The sequence below is a fragment of the Cohnella sp. GCM10012308 genome, from assembly GCF_042649185.1.
In the GTDB taxonomy this organism is placed as follows: domain Bacteria; phylum Bacillota; class Bacilli; order Paenibacillales; family Paenibacillaceae; genus Cohnella.
This window is the reverse complement of the sequence record NZ_JBHRYU010000016.1, coordinates 101,906-123,382: the sequence shown is the minus strand read 5'-3', so window position 1 is coordinate 123,382 and position 21,477 is coordinate 101,906. Positions and strand designations below refer to the sequence as shown.

The 21,477-nt window shown below is 56.5% G+C and carries 13 protein-coding genes and 1 riboswitch; of the genes, 8 read left to right on the top strand and 5 right to left on the bottom strand.

The annotated features are described in order from the left end of the window. The first annotated feature begins 13 nt into the window (after positions 1 to 13). The 5 genes from ACFOTD_RS18190 to ACFOTD_RS18170 all read left to right on the top strand — a co-directional run bounded on the left by ACFOTD_RS18190 (position 14) and on the right by ACFOTD_RS18170 (position 12,196). A complete protein-coding gene (locus ACFOTD_RS18190) occupies positions 14 to 676 on the top strand; it encodes a CoA transferase subunit B (RefSeq protein ID WP_378121214.1) in 663 nt (220 codons plus the stop codon). Between the two features lie 15 nt (positions 677 to 691). Continuing rightward, complete coding sequence (locus ACFOTD_RS18185; protein WP_378121212.1) at positions 692 to 1,468, top strand: 3-hydroxybutyrate dehydrogenase; 777 nt, start codon at positions 692 to 694, stop codon at positions 1,466 to 1,468. A 718-nt stretch (positions 1,469 to 2,186) separates the two neighbouring features. Continuing rightward, positions 2,187 to 10,124, top strand: coding sequence for an S-layer homology domain-containing protein (locus ACFOTD_RS18180; RefSeq protein ID WP_378121210.1), 7,938 nt, complete (start codon positions 2,187 to 2,189; stop codon positions 10,122 to 10,124). 300 nt (positions 10,125 to 10,424) lie between these two features. Further along, positions 10,425 to 10,877 carry a CBO0543 family protein gene (locus ACFOTD_RS18175; protein WP_378121208.1) on the top strand — a complete coding sequence of 151 codons (453 nt, stop codon included), beginning with the start codon at positions 10,425 to 10,427 and terminating at the stop codon, positions 10,875 to 10,877. A 101-nt stretch (positions 10,878 to 10,978) separates the two neighbouring features. Continuing rightward, positions 10,979 to 12,196: a GTP-binding protein gene (locus ACFOTD_RS18170; protein WP_378121271.1), complete on the top strand. Its 1,218-nt coding sequence runs from the start codon at positions 10,979 to 10,981 to the stop codon at positions 12,194 to 12,196. A gap of 87 nt (positions 12,197 to 12,283) precedes the next feature. Here the strand turns inward: ACFOTD_RS18170 and msrA are convergent, their stop codons facing one another. The 5 genes from msrA to ACFOTD_RS18145 form a co-directional block, all read right to left on the bottom strand. Next, entirely contained in the window at positions 12,284 to 12,802 is a 519-nt protein-coding gene (gene msrA / locus ACFOTD_RS18165; protein WP_378121269.1) for a peptide-methionine (S)-S-oxide reductase MsrA, read from the bottom strand. A 115-nt stretch (positions 12,803 to 12,917) separates the two neighbouring features. Further along, positions 12,918 to 13,964, bottom strand: a complete 1,047-nt coding sequence (locus tag ACFOTD_RS18160; RefSeq protein ID WP_378121206.1) for a Rieske 2Fe-2S domain-containing protein — start codon at positions 13,962 to 13,964, stop codon at positions 12,918 to 12,920. Positions 13,965 to 14,066: 102 nt separating this feature from the next. Continuing rightward, a riboswitch (purine riboswitch) is annotated at positions 14,067 to 14,168 on the bottom strand. Between the two features lie 84 nt (positions 14,169 to 14,252). Beyond that, positions 14,253 to 15,443 (bottom strand): Ger(x)C family spore germination protein, encoded by a 1,191-nt coding sequence (locus tag ACFOTD_RS18155; protein ID WP_378121204.1) that lies wholly within the window; start codon positions 15,441 to 15,443, stop codon positions 14,253 to 14,255. Beyond that, positions 15,436 to 16,539 (bottom strand): GerAB/ArcD/ProY family transporter, encoded by a 1,104-nt coding sequence (locus tag ACFOTD_RS18150; RefSeq protein WP_378121202.1) that lies wholly within the window; start codon positions 16,537 to 16,539, stop codon positions 15,436 to 15,438. Before ACFOTD_RS18150 ends, ACFOTD_RS18155 begins: the two co-directional genes overlap by 8 nt. Positions 16,540 to 16,561: 22 nt before the next feature. After that, on the bottom strand, positions 16,562 to 18,196 hold the full coding sequence (locus tag ACFOTD_RS18145; RefSeq protein WP_378121200.1) for a spore germination protein: 1,635 nt from the start codon (positions 18,194 to 18,196) through the stop codon (positions 16,562 to 16,564). A 91-nt stretch (positions 18,197 to 18,287) separates the two neighbouring features. On the opposite strand from ACFOTD_RS18145, the gene ACFOTD_RS18140 reads away from it, so the two are divergent. The 3 genes from ACFOTD_RS18140 to ACFOTD_RS18130 all read left to right on the top strand — a co-directional run bounded on the left by ACFOTD_RS18140 (position 18,288) and on the right by ACFOTD_RS18130 (position 21,349). Beyond that, positions 18,288 to 18,593 carry a hypothetical protein gene (locus ACFOTD_RS18140; RefSeq protein ID WP_378121198.1) on the top strand — a complete coding sequence of 102 codons (306 nt, stop codon included), beginning with the start codon at positions 18,288 to 18,290 and terminating at the stop codon, positions 18,591 to 18,593. A 19-nt stretch (positions 18,594 to 18,612) separates the two neighbouring features. Next, positions 18,613 to 19,119, top strand: a complete 507-nt coding sequence (locus ACFOTD_RS18135; protein ID WP_378121196.1) for an anti-sigma factor family protein — start codon at positions 18,613 to 18,615, stop codon at positions 19,117 to 19,119. 289 nt (positions 19,120 to 19,408) lie between these two features. Next, entirely contained in the window at positions 19,409 to 21,349 is a 1,941-nt protein-coding gene (locus tag ACFOTD_RS18130; RefSeq protein WP_378121195.1) for a hypothetical protein, read from the top strand. Positions 21,350 to 21,477: the final 128 nt, after the last annotated feature.

Below are 21,477 nucleotides of genomic sequence, written 5' to 3'. Positions count from 1 at the left end.
GAGGAGGGATACGATGACTGCAGCAACATCGCGCGAACGAATCGCAGTGAGGGCCGAGAGGGAGATCGCGGACGGCTATTACGTCAATCTGGGCATCGGCATGCCTACGCTTGTGGCCAATTATATTCCGCAGCATAAACAGGTCTGGCTGCAGTCCGAAAACGGCTTGCTCGGAATCGGCCCTTATCCGCAGCCGTCGCAGGTCGACCCGGATTTGATCAACGCAGGCAAGGAAACCGTGACTGCCGTTACGGGCGCCGCTTATTTCGACAGCGCGGCTTCCTTTGCCATGATTCGCGGCGGCCATATCGATCTGGCGATCCTGGGCGGCATGGAAGTGTCCGCTACGGGCGATCTGGCCAACTGGACGATACCGGGCAAGATGATCAAAGGGATGGGCGGCGCGATGGACCTGGTTCACGGCGCCAAGCGAATCGTCGTCGTCATGGAGCATGTAAGCAAGGACGGCAAGCCGAAAATCGTCGAGCAATGCACGCTGCCTCTGACGGGCCAGGCGGTCGTCCACCGGATCATCACCGACCGTGCCGTCATCGACGTCGCGCAGAATGGGCTGGTGTTGATTGAGACTGCGAACGGGTTCACGTCCGAGGAGATTGCAGCTTCGACCGGCGCGCAGCTTCTGATATCGGAGCAATTGCTTCTGCACGCTTATTAAAAAGGAGGAAGCGAGATGACCGACAAGCGAGTCGTATTGGTGACGGGGGCGGCCCAAGGCATCGGCTACGAGATCGGGCGGCGATTCGCGATCGCCGGCGCGACCGTCGTGTTGACGGACCTGAACGAGGCGGCCGCGATCCAGTCCGCTGCCGGGCTGACGGAATCGGGACTCGATGTTCATGGCATGCGCCTGGACGTCACCAGCGAGGACGAGATCGAGCTGGCTGTGCGAATCGCCGAAGACCGATGGGGCGGCGTCGACGTGCTGATCAACAATGCGGGCATGCAGTTCGTCTCCCCGATCGAGTCCTTCCCGACGGAAACGTTCGAGCGCATGATCCGCATCATGCTCACGGCGCCTTTTATGCTCATTAAACACGTCGTTCCCGGGATGCGGGCCAGAAGCTTCGGCAGAATCATCAATATTGCATCGATAAACGGCGTTGTCGGCTTTGCCGGCAAAGCCGCCTACAACAGCGCCAAGCACGGCGTCATCGGCTTGACCAAAGTCGTGGCGCTGGAAACGGCGACGGACGGCATTACCGTAAACGCGCTGTGCCCCGGATACGTTGATACGACGCTCGTTCGCAACCAGCTCGCGGACCTTGCCAGACTGCACGGCGTCAGGGAAGAAGAAGCCTTGGAGAAGGTGCTTCTTCCCCTTGTGCCGCAGCGGAGGCTGATCGACGTAAACGAGGTCGCGGAGCTCGCGTTTTATTTGTCGGGCGAAGCGGCGAGAGGCATCACGGGGCAGGCGCTGTTGATCGACGGCGGGTATACGGCTCAGTAATTAAAGAGTTGAAAAATATCAGCTGAGGGGGCTGCCTTGAAAGGTTGCTTTGCCTCGGCTGGCGCCGGTTCGAGCCAAGTGGCGCTGGGCAGCATCACTTCGCCAAGGATTGTGCCGCTGTCTAGCCAAGTAACGTTGTACGGCGTTACTTCGTCACGATTAGGCGCTAGGTCCGGCCATTTAACGTTGTACAGCGTTTCTTCTTCACGATTGGCAGCTAGGTCCAGCCATGTAACGTTGTACGGCGTTACTTCGTCGCGATTAGCAGCTAGGTCCAGCCATGTAACGTTGTACGGCGTTACTTCTTCACGATTAGCAGCTAGGTCCAGCCATGTAACGTTGTACAGCGTTTCTTTGCCGCGATTGGCGCCCGGGCCGGTCTACTATGGGACTGTCTTTGCCTTGCGCATCGCCTGATCGAGATGCAGCTATAGACCAATAACGCAAACGGGACGAAGCGGGGAATTCCTCTGCTCCGTCCTGTTTTTCTATTTCGGCTTCGTTTCAGCTTGCTGCTTCAACATTAGAGGGGGGTTCAGGACGGCCCATGTTGAACGGAAAAACGACTGATGTCGAATAGAGCGTGAATACAGAGATAAAATGCAACTTTGCGACTAGGTACGAAATGGATCATGCACGCCTGATGTCACTAGCATAGAATGGCATTTTTCCTTAATCTAGTAACAATCGTCTATGGTCGCAAAGGAGAAGGATATCATTGTCCAATCGTCTAACGCATCGGTTTCGCACAGCAAATCGACTATTGGCGGCAGGCCTGTCCGGTTTGCTGCTTTTTTCGGGTTTCGGCTATCAGGTCTCTGCAACGGCGGCCAATAACGGCAAGTCCGTTCAGGCTGTAACAGCGCTCGCGGACACGCTGCCCGCGCCGTCCGTTACGCCTCTGATCGGAGGCGCATCCGCGAGCTGGTCTTATCCGCCGCAGAGCGCCTTCGACGGCGCGCGGGTGGTCTGGCGCAAGCCAGGCGGTCAATACCGTCAGGGTCCGATCCTCACGGAACGTGCGCTCGGCGGCATCGCCACCAATCTCGAAAACGGGCAAACGTACGAAATCGCGAACCGCTTTTGCCAGCGGGACGAGTGCGCGGCCCTGACAGCCTGGACCAGCGTTACTTTGCCTGCAGGCCGGTCGATCGTGCGAATCGACACGAGCCTTGCGGACGGCTTGCCGGTCGACGACCCAAGCAGCCGCGTGCTGGATATGAGCGACGATGGGCGTTACACGTTGTTTGCCTCGGAATCGGGCAAACTCATCGATCGCGGCGATTACAACGACACTACGGACGTATTCGTATACGATGCCGTGCTGGGCAGCACCCAACTGGTGAGCCGGACGGGCGCCGGCATTTCCGGCAATCAAGCGTCGATCTCCGGAAGCATGAGCGGGGACGGTCGTTACATCGTGTTCGCATCCGCCGCGTATAACCTCATGAGCGCGCCGACGTCTGGACCGGACAACGGCCTTAACGATGTTTTCCTGCTTGACCGGGGCTATAGCGCCGACGGCGCATACGATCCGGCGGCCGCGAACATGACCAAGCTCAGCGTCACGTCCGACGGCGGGGAAGCGAACGGACCCAGCACCGATCCGGCGATCAGCGACGACGGCAGCACCGTCGTTTTCAAGACGGAAGCGACCAACCTTACCGACTATTCGCCGGAGCAAGGCAAAGCGTATACCGTCCGCTATAAGCTGGACTCGCGGAAGCTGGAACCGCTGCTGTTGCCGGGCGGCGCAAGTCCGGTGTCGTCCGACATGGTCTTGAACCGGGACGGCTCGGCGATGGCCTTCTTTTCGGACCAATCGCTGCAGCAGGGCGACCCGGCGAATAGCGGCGACGTCTATCTGTATATACCGGGGACGAATCGTCTGGTCCGCGTATCGGCGGCGGTTCCCGGAAACGTCGCGATCGGAGAGACCATTGCGATCGACGACAACGGAAAACATGTCGTTTATTCCGTTGCAACTTCGACGGATGCGCAGACGCTAGCAGGCGCGTACGTATATGACGACGAGGCGGCGGATGCGGGCAGCGCTCGCAAGCTCGTAAGTTTGGCCGACGGGGCTAGCGGGAAGGCGGCGGTAGGTACGGCGCTCGATATTAGCGGGGACGGCCGGTACGTCTTGTTTGATTCCGCTGCAGCGGGTCTCGTTTCCGGCTATACGGATTCGTATTCCAAGCTGTACGTACGGGATCTGAACCAGGGGAAAACCTCGCTCGTCAGTCTGCCCTACGATCCTTCGGTGTCGATCGATAACGACTCGGGGGAGGGGGCGCTTAGCGGCGACGGTACGAGACTTGCCTTTGCAAGCGAGGTGAAGAATCTGGTTCGCGGCTCGGAGAGCGGATCGCACGGTCTGTACGTGCAGCGGATCCAGGGCGCTTCTCCTGCGGCGACATGGCCTGCCGGCAGCTCGGCGACGGCGTCGGAGGTCGGCAAGACTAGCGTCAAGCTGAGCTGGACGGCCGCGGAAGGCGCGGACAACGGGTACCGGGTGCTCGGCGGACCGCAGCCGGCGCAAGTGCCAAGCGGTACGACGGAAGCGGTCGTCTCCGGTTTGACGGCCGACACCGATTACCTATTTAAAATAGAAGCGGTCAACGCGGACGGCGCCTCAACGTCGAACGGCCCATCCGCACCCGTGCGGACGCTGCCGGACCAGGCAGGCTCGTTGGCCGATCTGACGCTGACGGCGAAGGGCGCGGAGGTAACGCTGGCCTGGGGCAATCCGCCTTCGACAAGCGAGGGGATCGTCGCGCTGCGGGTCGTGCGCAGCACAGGAGGCGGGGGATGGTCGACCCTCGCCACGTTGTCCGATCCGCAAGCCCGTTCGTTTATCGACAAGACTGCCGCATTCGGACAGACGTATACCTATGCGGTTCGAGCCGTCGGCGCGACGGGCGACGAAACGGCTTATTCCGTTGAAAAGAGCGTCACGACGGGCGGCGTCACGATCGCCAAAGCTTCGTACGCGCTGCCGCTCTATCTTCGCCAATATGCGGGTCACGGGGACAACGGTCAATTGACGCTTTCCGGGCCGGCTGGCGCCAATGCCAAGGCAGTGCTTACTTACGAAGATACGACCGGCGCAGTCCGTACGGCCGAGATCAAGCTTGCGGAACAGACGGAGGCGGGCTCTTACAGAGGATTCTTTGTCGTACCGGATGAAGCCCGGCAGTTGACCTCGCTCAAGGCGTCCGTGAATTTATCAGGCAGCAATGCGGAGAGAGAGCTGCTGAGAGCCCCGATACCGGTCGGAGGCACGGCGGTTATCGACGTTAGCGGAGAGTCCGCTCTTCTCCAGGACGCTCAGTTGGGTATCAGCAGCGCGACCGCCGGCGCATACGCCTATGTCAGATTATCGTCCAACGGCGTCACCCTATTAAAGGGATTGCCGCCTGCGGAAGACTATAGGCTGCTGCTGGTCGACGCGGACGGATTCGACCTGCTAAGCTCGGGAAGGCCGCCCGCTATGACAATCGGCCCCGGCGAACGCAAGGAGGCGAGCGCCGCGGTCGTTGCGCCTGCCAAGCTGCGCGTAGGCGCAACCGTATCGAACGGCTTAAAGATGAATGCAGGCATAACGGTCGCGAACGAGAATGGCGATGTCCTCGTTGAACGCGAATGGACCGGCAACGATCTCGTGACGCCGCCTATTGCGGGTGCGGTGGGACGTACGTTGACCGTAACCGCCACGCCGAGAGACGCCAGATTTGCGCCCCAAACGAAAACCTTTAAAGCTTTAAGCGGCTCAAATCCAGTTGCCTTCGATTTCCGGCCGATTACCGAAGCGACGGTCGAAGGCACTGTAACCGATTCAAACGGCAATCCCGTAGCCGGAGCGACAGTCGCGGCCCATCAAGCTGGATTGAGCTTTGCATCAGTTACTGACGAAGAAGGGCATTACAAGCTTGATATTCCTGCTGGCCGAAACATGCTTCAAGCGACGATCGTGAACGGCATCGTCTCCGGGACGACCTACTTAGACGCTGTGACAGGTCTCCAGCATGCGGATATCGTCTTTAAGCAAACGGTTCCTGCGTGGGTTCGAGTCAATCTGTTCACGGGCGCGGCGGGCGAAGCGTGGACGGGTCCTTACACGCTGGATTGGCGCGAATTTATCCATTTCCACATTTCGTCGAGTCATGCTATTCTGAATAGCCAAAATCCATTCTTTATCTCGGCAGAACCGGGCCAAAAGGTCACGATTTGTGCGGACGGCATCGAAGGCGGATTCGGAAGAGCCTGCGCTGCTGCGCAGATCGGGGCAGACAACGGCGGGTCGGTTGAGCTTCGTCTTATCAATGACGGCGCTGCTGCGACCGCGCGGCTGTCCTCGAAAGCCGCTTACTATTATCTTTACGCCATCGATGCCGATCAGCGCAGATCGTACGTTGCATACGGCGCCTCTCCCGGCACGCAGCTTGATTTAAAGCTGCCTGCTGCCGGAAACTACGAGCTGCAGGTTGCGATGACGAACGGTCCGATCATCACGCGAACCTTCTCGGCGGGTCCTGGCGCGACGACGGATCTCGGCACGCTCGGCACGGAAGTTCCAGGACGTTTTTCCGGTCAGGCGGGCAACGGCGTGCTGCTCGGCAGCGGTCAGCCGGTCCCCGGCTCGACCGTACAAGTACGGCTGTCCTATTCGGACGGCGGCACGGGGGATCTTGGCGAAGGCGCGATCGCGCTGGACGTGCCTGCCGAGACCACGCTTGTCGAAGGAAGCGTCGTCTGGCAAGGCCGCTCCGTGACACCCACGCAAGAAGCAGGCGGTTATTCCGTCCCGCTGGGCATCCTCGGCAGAGGCGCTAACGGCACACTGCAATACGAGCTGAAGCTGACGGAGTCGCCTTCGAACATCCGGCTCAGGGTCTCGCCGGAAATCCGTTACGCGCTCGGCGGACGTACGGTTGCCGAGCCGCTCGGCGGCGCCGAAGCTTCGATCGCGCCGGTGACGCTGACGGCGCCCGCATACAGCTCTGCGCGCAACGTCAAGATCGGCGGTACGGCGATCCCGGGCAGCGCGGTTACCCTGTATGCCGGCGACCGAATCGTCGGTTCGGCGGAAGCCTCCCCGGCCGGCTTGTGGTCGGCTTCCGTCGCGCTGCCCGGCTCGGGTCCGATCTCTACATGGCCGATCCGCGCCACGGCGCGGGGCGAAGACGGCAGTACGTGGAGCAGCCGCGGCTCGACGGTTCACTATGACGCCGACTACGCGGAGCCTGTTTCCTTCACGCTGTCCCAGCCGGACGGGCGGGCGGTTAGCATTGATCCGCGCAACGGAGAGGCGAAGTTCCCTTACGTTCTTGATCCCAGGTCCCCGATCGTGCTCGAGGCGCGATTCAATCGGACCGAACAATCGAGCGACGTCGCCTTTGTCGTGAAGGGCGTCCGCTATCCGGCAAGCTTGCAAGAAAACGGCGTATACAGAGCGATCGTCGGCAGCAGCGCGGTCGGTCCCATCGGACTCGACTACGAGACGAAGTCGTCGATCGACAGCCTTGCAGGCGATCCGCCTCCGGCGGAAGAGATTCGCGAGCAATTGTCCGCGCCGTTCCGCGATGCGCGTCAAGAATCGTTGAACGTATCGCCCAAGTCGGACGGCAGCGGCGCGCAGACGATGTCTTATGTGGGCGTGCTGCCAGCCTCCTCCGGCGACGCACAGATTCGGATCGATGCGCAGATGGAACGGAAGACATATACGCCGACGTCGGCGGACCTTGCCCTTGAGCAGCAGACGGGCGTTCCGCTTTACGGCTTTGAGATGGGGGAGTCGTTCAAGGACGGCAAGCTAAAATACGAGTTGACGGCCTACCTGCCGGAGGATCGGTTCGCATCGGCGAATCCCGCGCTCGGCGATGTGCTGGCCGTATTGGGCGAAGGCATCTCGGCAAGCGAGAAGACGGCGAACGGCAAATCGGCTGCGCCGGTCAAGGCGCTCAACTCGGCCGTCTCGACGATTGCCGTGCGCATCGGGCTAGCGCTCGAGTCCAAAGCCGGCGAAACGACCTGGACGGCGATTGACGCGGCCTACAGCATCTATGACGGTCGCGACAGCGAAGATACGCTGCAGCAGCTCGAACGCATCATGACCGCCATCGAAGATAACTGCCCGCCGGACATCGCTCCGATTCGCCTGGATTACGTCAACCATCTGAAAAACCGGCTGATCGGCGTAGAGCTCATCAAGCAGGGCATCGCGCTGGCATCGGTCGTCGCGGGGCCGACGACGTTCGGCGTCGGAACGATCGTATTATTTATCGCCTCGAACGCGGCAGGCAAAGTCATGGATGCACAACTGGGCGGGGAGATCGCGCGGTTCGCCAGGCAGATCGTCGCCGAGTGCAAGATCAAGGACGAGAATCCGAAGAAAAAGCTCGCGGATCCGACCTGGATCTACGATCCTAGCGGCTTTGCGTACGAGGTGACGGAGAACAAGCGCATCGAGGGCGTGGAAGCGACCGCGTTGTTCTGGAATGAAGCCGCGAACCGATGGGAAGTTTGGAACGCGGATTGGTACGGACAGCAAAACCCGCTCGCCACGGATACCGACGGCCGCTATGCTTGGGACGTGCCTGAAGGAAAATGGAAGGTGCGTTTCACGAAGCCGGGCTATCTCGCGGCGGAAAGCGAAGTGCTGACCGTGCTGCCGCCTCATTTCGACGTCAACGTGGCGATGATCTCCACGCTGCCCGCGAAGCCGATCAAGGTCGAAGCGGCACCGGGAGGCGCTTATGTCGACATCCGGTTCGATCGTCCGATCGCGGAAGCATCCGCAATTGGCTCGCTGCTCGCCATTATCGACACCGACGCTTCCGCCGATGTAGCGGGCACCTGGCATCTGGTCGATCCTGTGCAGATCCAAGACGGTATGGCATCGGCAGTCGTGCGCTTTACGCCGACGGAACCGTTAACGGTCGGAGGCGCCTATGGCGTTTACGTCGACAGAAACGTGCGCAGCTATGCAGGCGTGGCTCTGGGAGAAACGTACGAAAATACGGTAACGGTCACGGCATCGGATAAAACGCCGCCTCTGGCGGTCGAAGGTCTGAACGTCGGCACGGACGTCTCGCAAGCGATTGTGTCTTGGCGGCTGCCCGAGGATCCGGATCTTAACCGAATCGTCGTCTCTTATCGCGTGGAGGGGTCTTCCGAATCAGCGATCGAGCTCGAGGTCCCGTCAGGTCAACGTTATGCCCGGATCGGTGGACTTCGTGAAGGCACGCGCTACACGTTCGAAGCGAGAGCCTACGACGCGGCGGGTAACTCCAGCGTGGCGACGACAGTCGCGAGCACCGGAATGTCGCAGCCCGCGGCGCTCGATATCGTCCCGCCGGCCGAAGCGACGAATGTCTTCGCGGTTGCCGGAGACGGCGCTGCCAAGCTGACCTGGACGGCACCCGGGGATGCGGACCTGGCAGGCGTGAAGCTGCAGTGGACGAAAATCGGCGAAGCTTTTGCAGGCGATGCGATACTGGTGCCGGCAGGCACGAATGCATACACGATCGTCGGACTCGCCGCGAATACAGAGTATGAGGTGCGTCTGTGGACGGTGGACGACGCGGGCAACCGATCGCCGCAGCAATCCGTGTTCGTCAAGATCGTGCGCGGCGCAACCGATCCGGGAACGGGTTCCCCTGGCGGTCCGACGACGAATGCATCGGCAGAGCGCCTGAACGTTCCTGCGGATGGCGGCGAATTGAGCTTCTTCGGCGGCAAATTCAAGCTCTTGCTGCCGAAGGGAACGGCGATGGGCGGAGCCAAGCAGATCGTCGGAACGAAGCCTACGATCGCTACCATACCGACGGATTCGCGGCTGCGGCTTGTATCGGACGTCTTCGACTGGCGTCCGGAGCCGGACGGACAGCCTGAAGCGTACGTTCGGATCACGATCGTCTACGACGCCGCCAAGCTGGGACAAGAGGACAATCGCAAATTGGGTATTTACAAATGGGACGGAAAAACATGGACCTACGCGAGCGGGATTGTCCACAATGCGGCGGGTTCGGTGTCCGCGGACATTCGCGAGCCCGGTACGTATGCAGTGCTGCTGGCGCTGCCGAGCTTCGCCGATCTGGCCGGCCATTGGAGCCGCGCCGCGGTAGAAGTATTGGCGGCACGCGGCATCCTGACGGGCTTCCCGGACGGCACCTTCCGGCCGAACGGACAAGTGACGCGGGCGGAGTTCGCGAAGCTGGTCCTGTCGCTGCTGTCCCAAGATTCAAGCAAGGCGGCGCTTATCGCAAATGGAGCAAGCTTCACCGATGTTCTCCCTAGCGCCTGGTATGCGGAGGCGGTGCAAAAGGCGGCTGCAGCCGGCATCGTGCAGGGCGCGGACGGGCGATTCCGTCCGAACGACCCAATTACCCGAGCCGAAATGGCTGCCATGATCCAGCGCGCATTCGGAGGCGAAGACGAATCAAGCGGTGTGACGCAAGTCGGGGATCCGCTTCAAGGCTACGCCGACGTCGCCCGCATTCCCGCCTGGGCGAAGCCAGCGATCACCTGGGCGGTGAAGAAGGGCTTGCTGCAGGGCAGCGGCGGGCTGCTTCGGCCCGCGTATCTGGCGTCCCGCGCCGAAGCGGCAGCCCTGATTCTGCGGGCGCTCGAGCAGCAGCAGAAAATCAGCTAATAGAGGTTCCGGCGGATTTGCCGAAGGCGCTAAGAGGTTAGTCCCAGTGCGCATGTCTGCCTGGCATCGAAAACCGTTCGCACGTGCGGCAGCCTTTAAAGGCTGTCGTTTTTTTATATAAAATCGACAGGGGATGGAGTCGGAATCATACAGCCAATTCCGCGCGGATGTCCACGAGCAGGGGGCCTACGACATAGCGAGAAAATCGCGGCTAACGCAGCCCTGCGCTTTCATCGTTTCAACAGCGGCTGCCAAGTGAATACTGATTCTAAAATGAGCAGACAAGTAGAGGTGCTAGTCATGGTCATCAACTGGATTATCGGGTTTATTATTCCCTGGCTATGCTTGGCGTTAATTCCGGTTCCTAATAAACGGAACTTATGTCTTCGCGTTGGGCCGATCGGTTCGTTGATTGCATTTTTATTTAACGATATCTTTGTCAGATACGGCTTTTGGATCGCGAAGCCGATTACGGATGCAAACGAATCCTTCTCGACCCTTCCTTTTAACCTGGGCCTGTATCCGGTATGGGGGATTTTTCTCGTTTATTTCATCGAACGCCGGACTTGGTCGCCCATTTTCGTCATTTTCTTTTGTAGTCTGGGAATCACCTTCGCAGAATGGATCCTCGTAAAATTGAAATGGATCTTATATGGAAACGGTTGGAATATCGGTTGGACGTATTGCTCTTACTTAGTGGCGTTTACGATCGTTTATTCACTCTTTTCCGTTCAACAACGCCAGGTCAATTAAAAGTAATTATTACAATTTAATTCACAAACTTGTTTTCGCCTGTTATACTAATTGTAATAATTACGAATAAAGGCGATAAAGAGGAGCGAATTTCATTGACCATGCCGACAACTTATCCCAAACTTCCGGTGACTGTCCTTAGCGGCTACTTGGGCGCGGGCAAGACCACCGTTTTGAATCATGTGCTGAACAATCGGGACGGCCTTCGCGTTGCGGTTATCGTAAACGACCTTAGCGAAGTCAACATCGATGCGGATCTGATCCAGCAAGGCGGGGGCTTGTCCAGAACGGACGAGAAACTGGTCGAGATGTCCAACGGTTGCATTTGCTGTACGCTTCGCGAGGATTTGCTGCAGGAGGTCGAGCGGCTCGTCCTCGAAAACCGATTCGACTACATACTGATTGAATCCACCGGCGTCGGAGAACCGATCCCGGTCGCCCAGACCTTCACTTATATCGATGAAGAGCTGGGTGTCGATTTGACCAAGTATTGCAGACTGGATTGCATGGTTACGGTTGTCGATGCATACCGTTTCTGGAACGATTATTCCTCCGGCGACACATTGACGGACCGCAAGCAGCACGTGGGTCCGGATGACCGGCGCGAGGTCGTCGATCTTTTGATCGATCAGATCGAGTTTTGCGACGTACTTATCCTGAATAAGTGCGATCGTGTCAGTCCGGAAGAGCTTGAGCGCCTGGAGCGCGTTATTCGGAGCCTGCAGCCTCGCGCGAGATTCATTCGCTCCGCGTTCGGACGGGTCAGTCCGTCTGACATCATGAATACGGGACTTTTCGATTTTGAGCAGGCGAGCCAGTCGGCAGGCTGGATGCTGGAGATGGCCAAAGATCATCATGTGCCAGAGACGGAGGAATACGGTATCTCGTCGTTCGCGTACGAGCGAAGAGTGCCTTTTCATCCCGAGCGCCTCATGAATTGGATGAGCGAATGGCCGGAGGAGGTCGTGCGTGCCAAAGGCATGGTATGGCTGGCCTCGAGGAACGATATGGCGCAAAACTTGAGCCAAGCAGGGCCGTCCATTCAATTTGGTCCCGGCGGATATTGGGTCGCCGCGATTGCGAAGCCTGAAAGGGAAGCGTTACTCAGGGAGTATCCAGAGATTGCCCGGAATTGGGACGCAACGTATGGGGATCGCCTCAATAAAATCGTATTGATCGGTCTTTCTCTGGACCGGGGGCGCCTAACCGAAGAGCTGGATTCGTGTTTATTGACGGAATCGGAGATGACTTCGGATTGGTCGGCATTTACGGACTCGTTCCCTCAGCTGGCAAGCCTTCCTTTGGAGGAACAGCTGTAAAAGGTAATCGTGGCGTTTGCGAAATGAATTCATTTGTTCAAATCATAAACAAGAGGCAACTGCGAGGTGCCTCTTGGCTTATCGGAATTACTCGCTCCAATATTTCTCGATGATCGCATCGCGACCGGAATAAACGCGGGATTCCTTGTAGTGCTTCGGGTTTTTGCGGTGATAGTCCTGGTGGTAGTCTTCGGCCGGGTAGAAGACGGAGGCTTCTTCGATGGCGGTGACGACCGGTTGCTCGAAGCGTCCGCTTTGCGCCAGACGTTCGCGGGACTCGATCGCGAGCTGCCGCTGCTCCTCGTTATGGTATAGAATCGCGGCACGATACTGGCTTTTGCGGTCATTGCCCTGACCGGTCGCATCGGTCGGATCGATCTGCGGCCAGTAGAGCTCGAGCAGCCTCTCGTAGGGGAACAATTCAGGGTCGAACGTGATTTGCACGACCTCGAGATGTCCCGTTTCACCCGTCAGTACTTGCTCATAGGTCGGATTCTCCAACTCGCCGCCCATATATCCGGAGATAATGCCATGAATGCCGGGCTGCTCTTCGAATGGACTTACCATGCACCAGAAGCATCCTCCGGCGAACGTCGCTTTTTGCAGCATTGTTATTCCTCATTTCTCGTTGACTGATGGTTGCCGGATCTACCCGTACATTCCTTCATTATAGGGATAAACGGCAGAATCTCAACTGATTTCGAGGGATTGATCCCTTTTACTATGATGTATAATGGCGCCCCAGCCCAAGCTCCGTCAGCAGCCGGCGATAAGCGATCGACGTACGGTCAGCGGGAATATGGGCTTCCGCCAATAGATCCAGCGGGAGATCCTCGGGCATCTGAGATTCGACCATATCGGCATCTTCCCGGAATACCCGAAGGTTGAACTCGATCGTATCTTGCACCGGAACGCGCTTGTCGAAATTGCGTGAGATCGGACTGAACAAACGGGTTTTCCTTGCGGAGACGGGAGAAGCGCAGTTCAAGATCATCAGCTTGCCGTCGTTCGGAAAGTGAACAGTAAGCGAAGCCGTAAACGGAGCGTATACCCGGAACGCACGAAGCCACATAAAGCCTTCTGGTGCCGGATTCTCCTGCCCTTTGCCATAATTGCTGACGGTGCTCCAATAATCCGCCAGCAGCACGTCGCCTTCTCTGGTCACTTTATATTGCGGCACTTCGGTATTGTTGCGGTCTCCGAAGGTTGCCGTATGCACGAACGCGAAGTGCGATACATCCAGAAAGCCTTCCATCTGACGGCCCGCGGCCCCGGCAATATCGAAGCTGGGAGGGAGCACGTTCACGTAGTCCGGGTCTTCCCAACCCGGAAAGTCGGGAATATTTTCTTCCGAGCCGGCAATCGAAGTCCAGACTAAGCCGTACCTTTCGACGGCCGGATAGGTGATCAATTTAAGCTTGGGCGATATTTTTCCGTTAGGGTGGGCGGGAACAGACATACATACGCCTTCGCAATTATAGCGGAACCCATGGTAAGGACAGACAATCTCGCCGTTTTCTACCCATCCTTTACTGAGCGGAGCGCCCCGGTGAAAACAAATATCGCGGGCGATGACGACTTGACCTTGGCTGCGGTATAAGACCAGCCCGACATCCAGCAGCTTGACCGGAACCGGCCGATCCATAATGTCCTCCGCGATCGCGACGGGATACCAATATTGCGACAGCACCTGCCAATCGGAAGGCGTAAACGTACAATCTCGAGGGAGCTGCGCGCGGACTTCGGCCGCAGCGTTTGAATGGGTCATTTCGAACACTCCTTTTGAAATGGGGTGAAACGCAATAAAACCCCAGGCATAAGAGGCGCGAAATGAAGAAGCCTGTCGCGTTTCCAAGTGAAAACGGAAGGGTTCCATCAAGCGGCCTCTTGTAGCCTGGGGCAATTACGGTTGCCTGGTCGAGACGCTCACTCCGATTAATGAGCTTATACAAGAGTTTGTGTAATATAATCTTACACTCGTGTCTGGATACGAGTATATTCCATCAAGATCAGTCCTGTCAACGTAGTTATATATCACTCAATTTGAACGATTCGTTCATCGCTCGCTAAAGGAGCCGAAGTTTGTTACTTCTACGTCATATTTAATACTGACGTCAGACCGACTGAAAATATCGTCCCACTCGTTTTTCACTTTTTTCCAAGCGGAAGGATGTTCGATTGCAAGCCGCCGGCCAAAGCCCGCGACGTCGGTTTTATAATCGGACTGCAGCTTGCTAATCAGCGTTTGCATCATCGACGACAGTCTCTCCTCGACGATCGATGCGAGCTTCTCGGCATGGGCATTCGATGTCGGCGCATTGTGATTGCCCCAAGTTTCGCTGATACGTCCTTTAAAGGCCAGAGAAACTTTGAATTTGATTTGTTTTTCGTCGACGATAGCGTTTATCTTGCTCTTCACGGACTCGATTTCATATGTGAGCGGCTCGTCTTTATCGTCATAGGCTTTAATTACGCCGCTTGCCCCCGATTTGTTGAGCCAAGCCAGGCATTCCGTATCGTCCTGACTTAAGTTGCCGATCCAATGGCCGGTGGAGCCTTTGACAATGCCCGCGCCTGAAAATTCGATTTCGCCACCGCCGGCGACAATGTTCTGCAGAACAAAACTTCGTTTGGCATAAGTTAACGCATCGACTTTGGACAGCGTTATCGGCTCCAGCACTTTGCTGGTTCTCGCTTGATTGTGATGCATGTCTTTGATGTGCATAGAAGGAACCTCGTTAGGCTGTGCGGAGGAGAGCGTCTCGACGGCCTTGTCCTGGCTTATAAACACCATTGTGCTCGGACGGATGTCATTGTCTCTCAAAACGAAGTCCATCAGCTGCTCCATCGTCTGACGTCTTAGCAATTCAGAGGAAATGACGATGACTTTAAGGTGATGACCGATGATCGGCCGGTCCAATCGTATTGAAAATTGACGGAAAATCTCTAAAATGGAATCGCCGCTGCCGGAAACGTTTTGATATGGGCGCTGTGCCGCTTTCTGCTTCTCGTCTTGAGATCCCATGGCTTTCACCGGAACGATCTGAACGGTAGCCATGACTTTGTTGCGCTCCGTATAATTTGCTCCCTTTGCCTCGAACTCCTTTTCTACGGGAGCCGGCATGCCGACATCCAATGCCAATCCGGTGTAAATCGCCAGCGTCTCGATCTCCTTGCTGCTCCAGCAGCCGGACAGCAGGACTGACAATAGAAACAGCGTAACCCCTTTGAAAATTGAATTACACATGTTGTTTCATTCCCTTCGTTCGAACCAGCCAGACAAGCGAGAGCAGCACCGGTACCAGCCCGAACAGCCAGAGTCCCATCGTCCCGATCGTTCCTCCGAGGGCGAAAATATCCTGCAGGCTCTTCGGGATCATCGCCGCCAGAAAGATGATCGGAACCATACCAAAGATGACGGGAGGATAAGAACACTTAAGAAGCTGGGAAACCCCAAGCGAGGATTGGAAGAAGAAACTGCAAAAATTGCAAAACATCTGCATCAGCCAAATGACCATTAAAGGAAATTCAAGCCGCTCGACGAAAAAGCCTGTTATTTCGAAACTGCGGATTAAATCGATCGTCGGCCAAGCGCTGGTGATAACCGTATCGATCGACAGACCGCCGACTACGAAAATGATGGTCAGCATATAAAGGCCGAAGGGAATGGAGATGCCGCCGAGCATTGCTTTAACTGCTTGTTTTGGATATTGCATAAATGCAGTGATTGTCATCACGACTTCGCAGCCGGTGAAAACCAATATTGAAGACTTTAATCCACGCAAGACAGGAGCGATGCCGTTGCCGAGCACAGGACGAAGGTTGTCGATATCGAACAGTCGAAAGCTGACCCCAAAAGAGACGAGGAGAACGAATATCGTGATCGGGAAGACGATCTGGTAAACCCGGGCGATGGAATTGATGCCGCCTGTTACCAGGTAGCAGCCGACCCAAATAAAGGGAACGACGATTGCCCAACTTGGCGTACCTTCCAGCAGAAAAAATAAAGTAACTTCGGCGAGCGAACGGATCTCGAACCCGGCGATCGTTAGAAAGTACAAAATGAGCAGCAAGCTTAACAAGCCGCCCGGCCATTTGCCGACGATGCGCGCGGAAAATTGAAAAACGGTCTGACCCGGGAATTGCTGGCACAGCTTGACCATCAAAAAAACGGCCAGCAAGACGATGATGCCTCCGATCAGAATGGTTAGCCAGGAATCTGGCGTCTTCATCTCCTGCGTGATGCCGCTTGGCATCGTGAGGATGCCGGCTCCAAGCACGGTATTGGTCAGAAAAACGACGGCCTGCGAGGCTGTGATTTTATCGTCGGTACGTACGAACACAATCGGTCCTCCTTCATGGCGCTCAGATTCGTCGTTTATCGTTCTTTGTTTTCATCATCGCCGGTCTGCGCTTCATTATTGAGATGGGGGCGCGAACGAACAGATCTTTCCAGTCCCGAAGCCGAAATGGGGATAACGGCGTCAAGTAAGGAACGCCGAAGCTCTTGAGCTTCGTGAGATGACTGCACAGCATCAGGAAGAAAAGAATCGTTCCGAACATCCCGAGAATAGCCGCGAACAACATGCCGGCAAACCTTAATATTCGAAGCGTGATTCCGGCGCTGTAGGTGGGAATCGAAAAGGAGGATATCGCCGTTACGGCAACGACGATAACCAGGAATGGACTCACGATACCAGCTTGTACGGCCGCGTCCCCGATGATCAAGCCGCCGACGATGCCCATCGCGGGTCCGATCGGTTTAGGCAGTCGGATACCCGCTTCCCGCAGGATCTCGATGGATACCTCCAGAATCAGCACCTCGATCAGCGCAGGAAACGGAACGCCCTGCCGCGTCTCGATGATGGAAAGAGCCAGCTCGGTCGGAATCAATCCCGGATGGAAGGAGATCAACGAGATGTACAGCGCCGGAGCCATTAGTGCGATGAATGCGGCGAGGAACCGCAGTATGCGGAGCAGCGAGCTGGGCAGCCAACGCTCGTAATAATCCTCCGGCGATTGCAGCAGCATGCTGAAGGTAGCCGGCACGATTAAAGCGAATGGCGTTCCGTCGAGCAATATGGCAACCCGCCCCTCGACCAGCGCATGAATGACCCGGTCCGGACGTTCGGTGTTTTGTACTTGTTGGAACGGACTGAGCGTGTTGTCCTCGATTAATTGCTCAACGATGCCCGATTCGCCGAAAAAATCATAGTCAAGCTTGTCGAGGCGTTTCTTAACCTCCTCGAGCAAATCCGCGTTGACGATGTTCTTGAAATAGGCGATTACAAGGTCCTTCTTGAGCGTGGTGCCGACCCGATAGCTCTTCATCTCCAACTGGTCGCTAAAACCCTGCCTTCGCAGCATTGAAGTATTTTCGCTGAGCACTTCGGTAAAGCCGAGCCGCGGCCCTCGCAGCAGAGCCTCGGACACGGGTTCTTCGACGCCGCGGTTCGCGCCTTCGGGCCACTCGATGAGCAGGCCATACGGCGCGCCTTCCACCAACAGTCCCGCATGTCCGAACAGCACGGAGCGGTTAAAGCTGTCCATATCCACGGAATCGACCAAGCAGTTGAAGGGCATGGATTCGCCAAGCTTGCTGGGTCGCGACAGGTCGTCCGCGGCGGCTTCGAACATCAGGAACTGCATAATCTGCAAGTTCAGGATCCGGTCGTTCTGCATGCCGTCGACCCAGAACAGCGTCGCTTGCCTATTCGACTTTGACATCAAGAACGATCGGGAGCGTACATCGCAGCTGCCGCCGATCGAAGCCATTATGGCATCGAGATCGTCCTGGTACGCTCCGCTGAAGCGCCTACCTTCCGGTGAAGCGGCAGATTCGGAGAGAAGCTTGTCTCCATGCGAGGAAGAAGCCTTGCCGTTTCGAACGATGGAAAATGCGATTCGATAAATGCGGTTGGCCAAGATGGGAATGAGGAGCGCAATCAAAGCCTGACCGAATACGCTCCAGCTTGGGATATAACCCAGAACGGATGACATCGGCGAAGTTCCTCCCGCACTGGATTCCGTCTCGGACGTAATGGGAGTATTCCAAAGTTTACATGATTTTACTCGTGCGGAACGAACGGGATTGGCAAAATTTATTTTTATGCGCCCTGAACAATTCGAACCAACGGGAAGTCCTTTTGAGATAGATCAACCGAAAGGGGCTTCTCTTTTTATGAATAAACTCATTCAATCCGTTATGCAGCGGTCCGTTATCATTTTGATTTTTGTCGTCCTGATCGTCGCATGGGGAGGCGTCGCCGCTTTTCAAATGCAGCGCGATTATATGCCCGGGATTACCAATACGACACTCATGGTTTCTCTGCGCGCATCCGCTTATCAGGTGCATCAGGTTCAGACCGACCCCGGCTCGCGCTCAGACAGGTTATGAAAAGAGGTGAAGACGAACAATGAGCGATCACCCCGCCGAATGGTTGTCCGCCTATATGGACGAGGAGCTGGATGAGAGTCAACGGCAGGAGATCGACCTTCATTTGGCCGCGTGCGCTTCCTGCAGCGCGATCCTGTCCGACTTGATGGACATGCAAAAACAGATGACGGACTTTTATTTACAAATAGAAGCGCCTGCTGCGCTTGAACGGAACGTCATGGAGGCACTGGACCGCGCGTCCCCCACCTCAGCGGCGGCGAAATCCGGCGCGGTACTCATTCCGGCAATGATGCTTCTCGTCTTCGCGGCCGTCATTTACAAGTACGGGGACATTTGGTTGAAGGTATTCGCCGTTCTGTTGAAGTTTACGGTAACGGCGGCTTATATCGTTTCACATGTGGCTTCGTCGATTCCGACCGTCTGGATAACCGCAACGATCGTCGCTGAATGCCTGATGCTCTTATCCGGCTTGTCGCTCAAACGCATCCTGCGAAGCTCCGCACAATCGCGCTGGCCTTCGGATTAACGATTGTCAGTCCACTCATAGCCGAGCAAATCCGATGGGCTGCGGACAAACCCGATTGGATAAAAGCGGGTACGGGCGCATTCATACTGATCTCAATGTTAAACATCCCTTTTATCGGATTTGTCCTGTTTGTCGGGCTACTGTTGTTCTCTCTCGGGGCGACGACCTCGCTGGCAACTTCGCTGCTCCGCAATCGGAAAAAGAAGAGCTGACCGAATTGTTTTTATGCTCCGACCATCCGGGGTAATAGTCTCATGCGGAAATCACTGTCCTCAGGAGGCGAACCAGGATGGCCACTCAACTGCCGATGCGTAAAACGGAGCAAGTAAACGTTACGCCTTCACCTCAGAAAAATCTTCACTTGGTCCAATCCATGCCGACCGTCCCCAACCCGTTCGAGATCAGGGACTGGAGAGACAAAGCCAAAGCGTTCGACCGGTTCGCGTTCGACTTCGACCGCAAGGGCGAATACCTCCCTGTTATATGGCGGGACAGGACGCATTACAACATGGAGGAAGATACATTCGGGCTGATGTCCTATGTCGGCAAATCGGACCAAGGAAGCAACGGCTCCCAGGAGGCGATTACGGTTATGGCCTCCGTTCTCGGGGCCACGCTGGTCGGCATCGACAAGAGCAACCAGGACGGCAGCAATTACGTCAAGATGCTGCAGACCTTTTATCGGAAAGACGAAGGCGTCTTCGTCTGGTACCCGAGCATTCCAAGCGGCGATACGTTCTGGTACGAGATACAGGCCAATATTTTATATGCCATACTGGCTTACTTTTATCCGAACGAACCGGATATGGAGTCGCTTGTTCGTTCGTCGGCGGACCGTTGGGTCGAAGCGGTTAAGATTATGACCGACGAGGATGGACGCGTCAATTTTAATTACACGTCTTTTGACTTTAAAAATATGGAACCGGTCGATAACGGGAAATGGAAGGAACCGGACGCCGCGTCCGGGGTGGCCATGCTGATGTACTTGGCCTACTTACGTTTCGGCGACCAGGTTTATTACGACACGGCCCAGCGCTGTCTCGACTTCCTGGATGACCAGGAAGACAACCCCTATTACGAGCTGCTCATGTATTACTCCCCGTATCTGGCTGCCCGCATGGAGGCCGAGCACGGAACAAGCCATGACGTGACCAAATACATCAACTGGATTTTCGACGGCGGCGTAGAGATTCGTCCGGATTGGGGCATGTGCACGGAGCGCTGGGGAAATTACGATATGCACGGCTTGGTCGGAAATTTGAAAGATTTCGGCGGCTACATTTTCGTCATGAACGGATTTTTCCTGTTCAGCACGCTGGCGCCGTTTCTGCGATACGACTCGCGTTATGCGCGCGCGATCGGCAAATGGATGCTCAACGTCGCCAATCAATCCCGCTTGTTCTATGCGGACGGCCTGCCGGCGGACAAGCAGTCCGGCGCGGACTGGGAGGGCGATCCGGATCATGCCCTTCCGTACGAAGGCATCCGTAAAGAATATGAGGATAAGTCTCCATATGCGAGCGGCGACGCCACCGTGATCGGATGGGGGCCGCTGGACTTCTCAGTTTACAGCGGCAGCCATGTCGGCTTCATGGGCGCGCTGATCGAGAAGACAAATGTCGAAGGTATTCTGCAGATCGATTGCCTGAAGACGGATTATTTTCACAAAGAGGCCTATCAGACCTACTTGTACTATAATCCGTTCGGCACGGAGCAGACGGTCGAAATTAACGGACTCGGCCTGGAAAAGGTCGATCTCTACGATACGGTGAGCGGACGATTTCTGGCAAAGTCGGTTACCGGCACCGCTAAGTTCGTCGTACCGGCCGAAGACGCGGTCATCCTCGTCGTTACCCCCGTCGACGGACGGCAGGAGCGCAAGGGCGGACAGCTCTGGATCGACGGCGTCTATGTGGCGCCGGCGCCTAAATGCGCTGTCAATATGCGGGGGATCAAGGACCGTCAGAAGGTGAACAACGTACTGAAGATCAAGGTGGACGCCGGCGTGCCGGAAGGAGAATCCATCAAGCGGTTCACCTTCAGATTCGGCAGCAAGGTTCTGTACGAAGGCACTACGGTACCTGAGCCGCTTTATCTCGATACGTTTCGTTTTCACAACGGATTTTATCATCTCCGGGTAGAGCTCGAGTCTTCCGGAGGCAGCTACGATTTCTGCGAAGTCGGCGTTATGGTCGAAAATCCGAGCAATCCGCTCTCGCAGCCCAACTGATTCGCGCTCGCAGCAGGACGCCGCCGATGAGTTCGGCGGCGTCTTTATTCGGTAGACGGCGCATGCGACAACGGTGCCGGCGCTGTCCGAAAATATTATCGCGTGTCCAAAAAGGAAGTGGAAATAGA

Bases quoted from the DNA above. Each gene is read 5' to 3' on its own strand.
- ACFOTD_RS18190 (WP_378121214.1), top strand. From the start codon at position 14: ATGACTGCAGCAACATCGCGCGAACGAATCGCAGTGAGGGCCGAGAGG.
- ACFOTD_RS18185 (WP_378121212.1), top strand. From the start codon at position 692: ATGACCGACAAGCGAGTCGTATTGGTGACGGGGGCGGCCCAAGGCATC.
- ACFOTD_RS18175 (WP_378121208.1), top strand. From the start codon at position 10,425: ATGGTCATCAACTGGATTATCGGGTTTATTATTCCCTGGCTATGCTTG.
- ACFOTD_RS18170 (WP_378121271.1), top strand. From the start codon at position 10,979: ATGCCGACAACTTATCCCAAACTTCCGGTGACTGTCCTTAGCGGCTAC.
- ACFOTD_RS18160 (WP_378121206.1), bottom strand. From the start codon at position 13,964: ATGACCCATTCAAACGCTGCGGCCGAAGTCCGCGCGCAGCTCCCTCGA.
- ACFOTD_RS18155 (WP_378121204.1), bottom strand. From the start codon at position 15,443: ATGTGTAATTCAATTTTCAAAGGGGTTACGCTGTTTCTATTGTCAGTC.
- ACFOTD_RS18145 (WP_378121200.1), bottom strand. From the start codon at position 18,196: ATGTCATCCGTTCTGGGTTATATCCCAAGCTGGAGCGTATTCGGTCAG.
- ACFOTD_RS18135 (WP_378121196.1), top strand. From the start codon at position 18,613: ATGAGCGATCACCCCGCCGAATGGTTGTCCGCCTATATGGACGAGGAG.
- ACFOTD_RS18130 (WP_378121195.1), top strand. From the start codon at position 19,409: ATGGCCACTCAACTGCCGATGCGTAAAACGGAGCAAGTAAACGTTACG.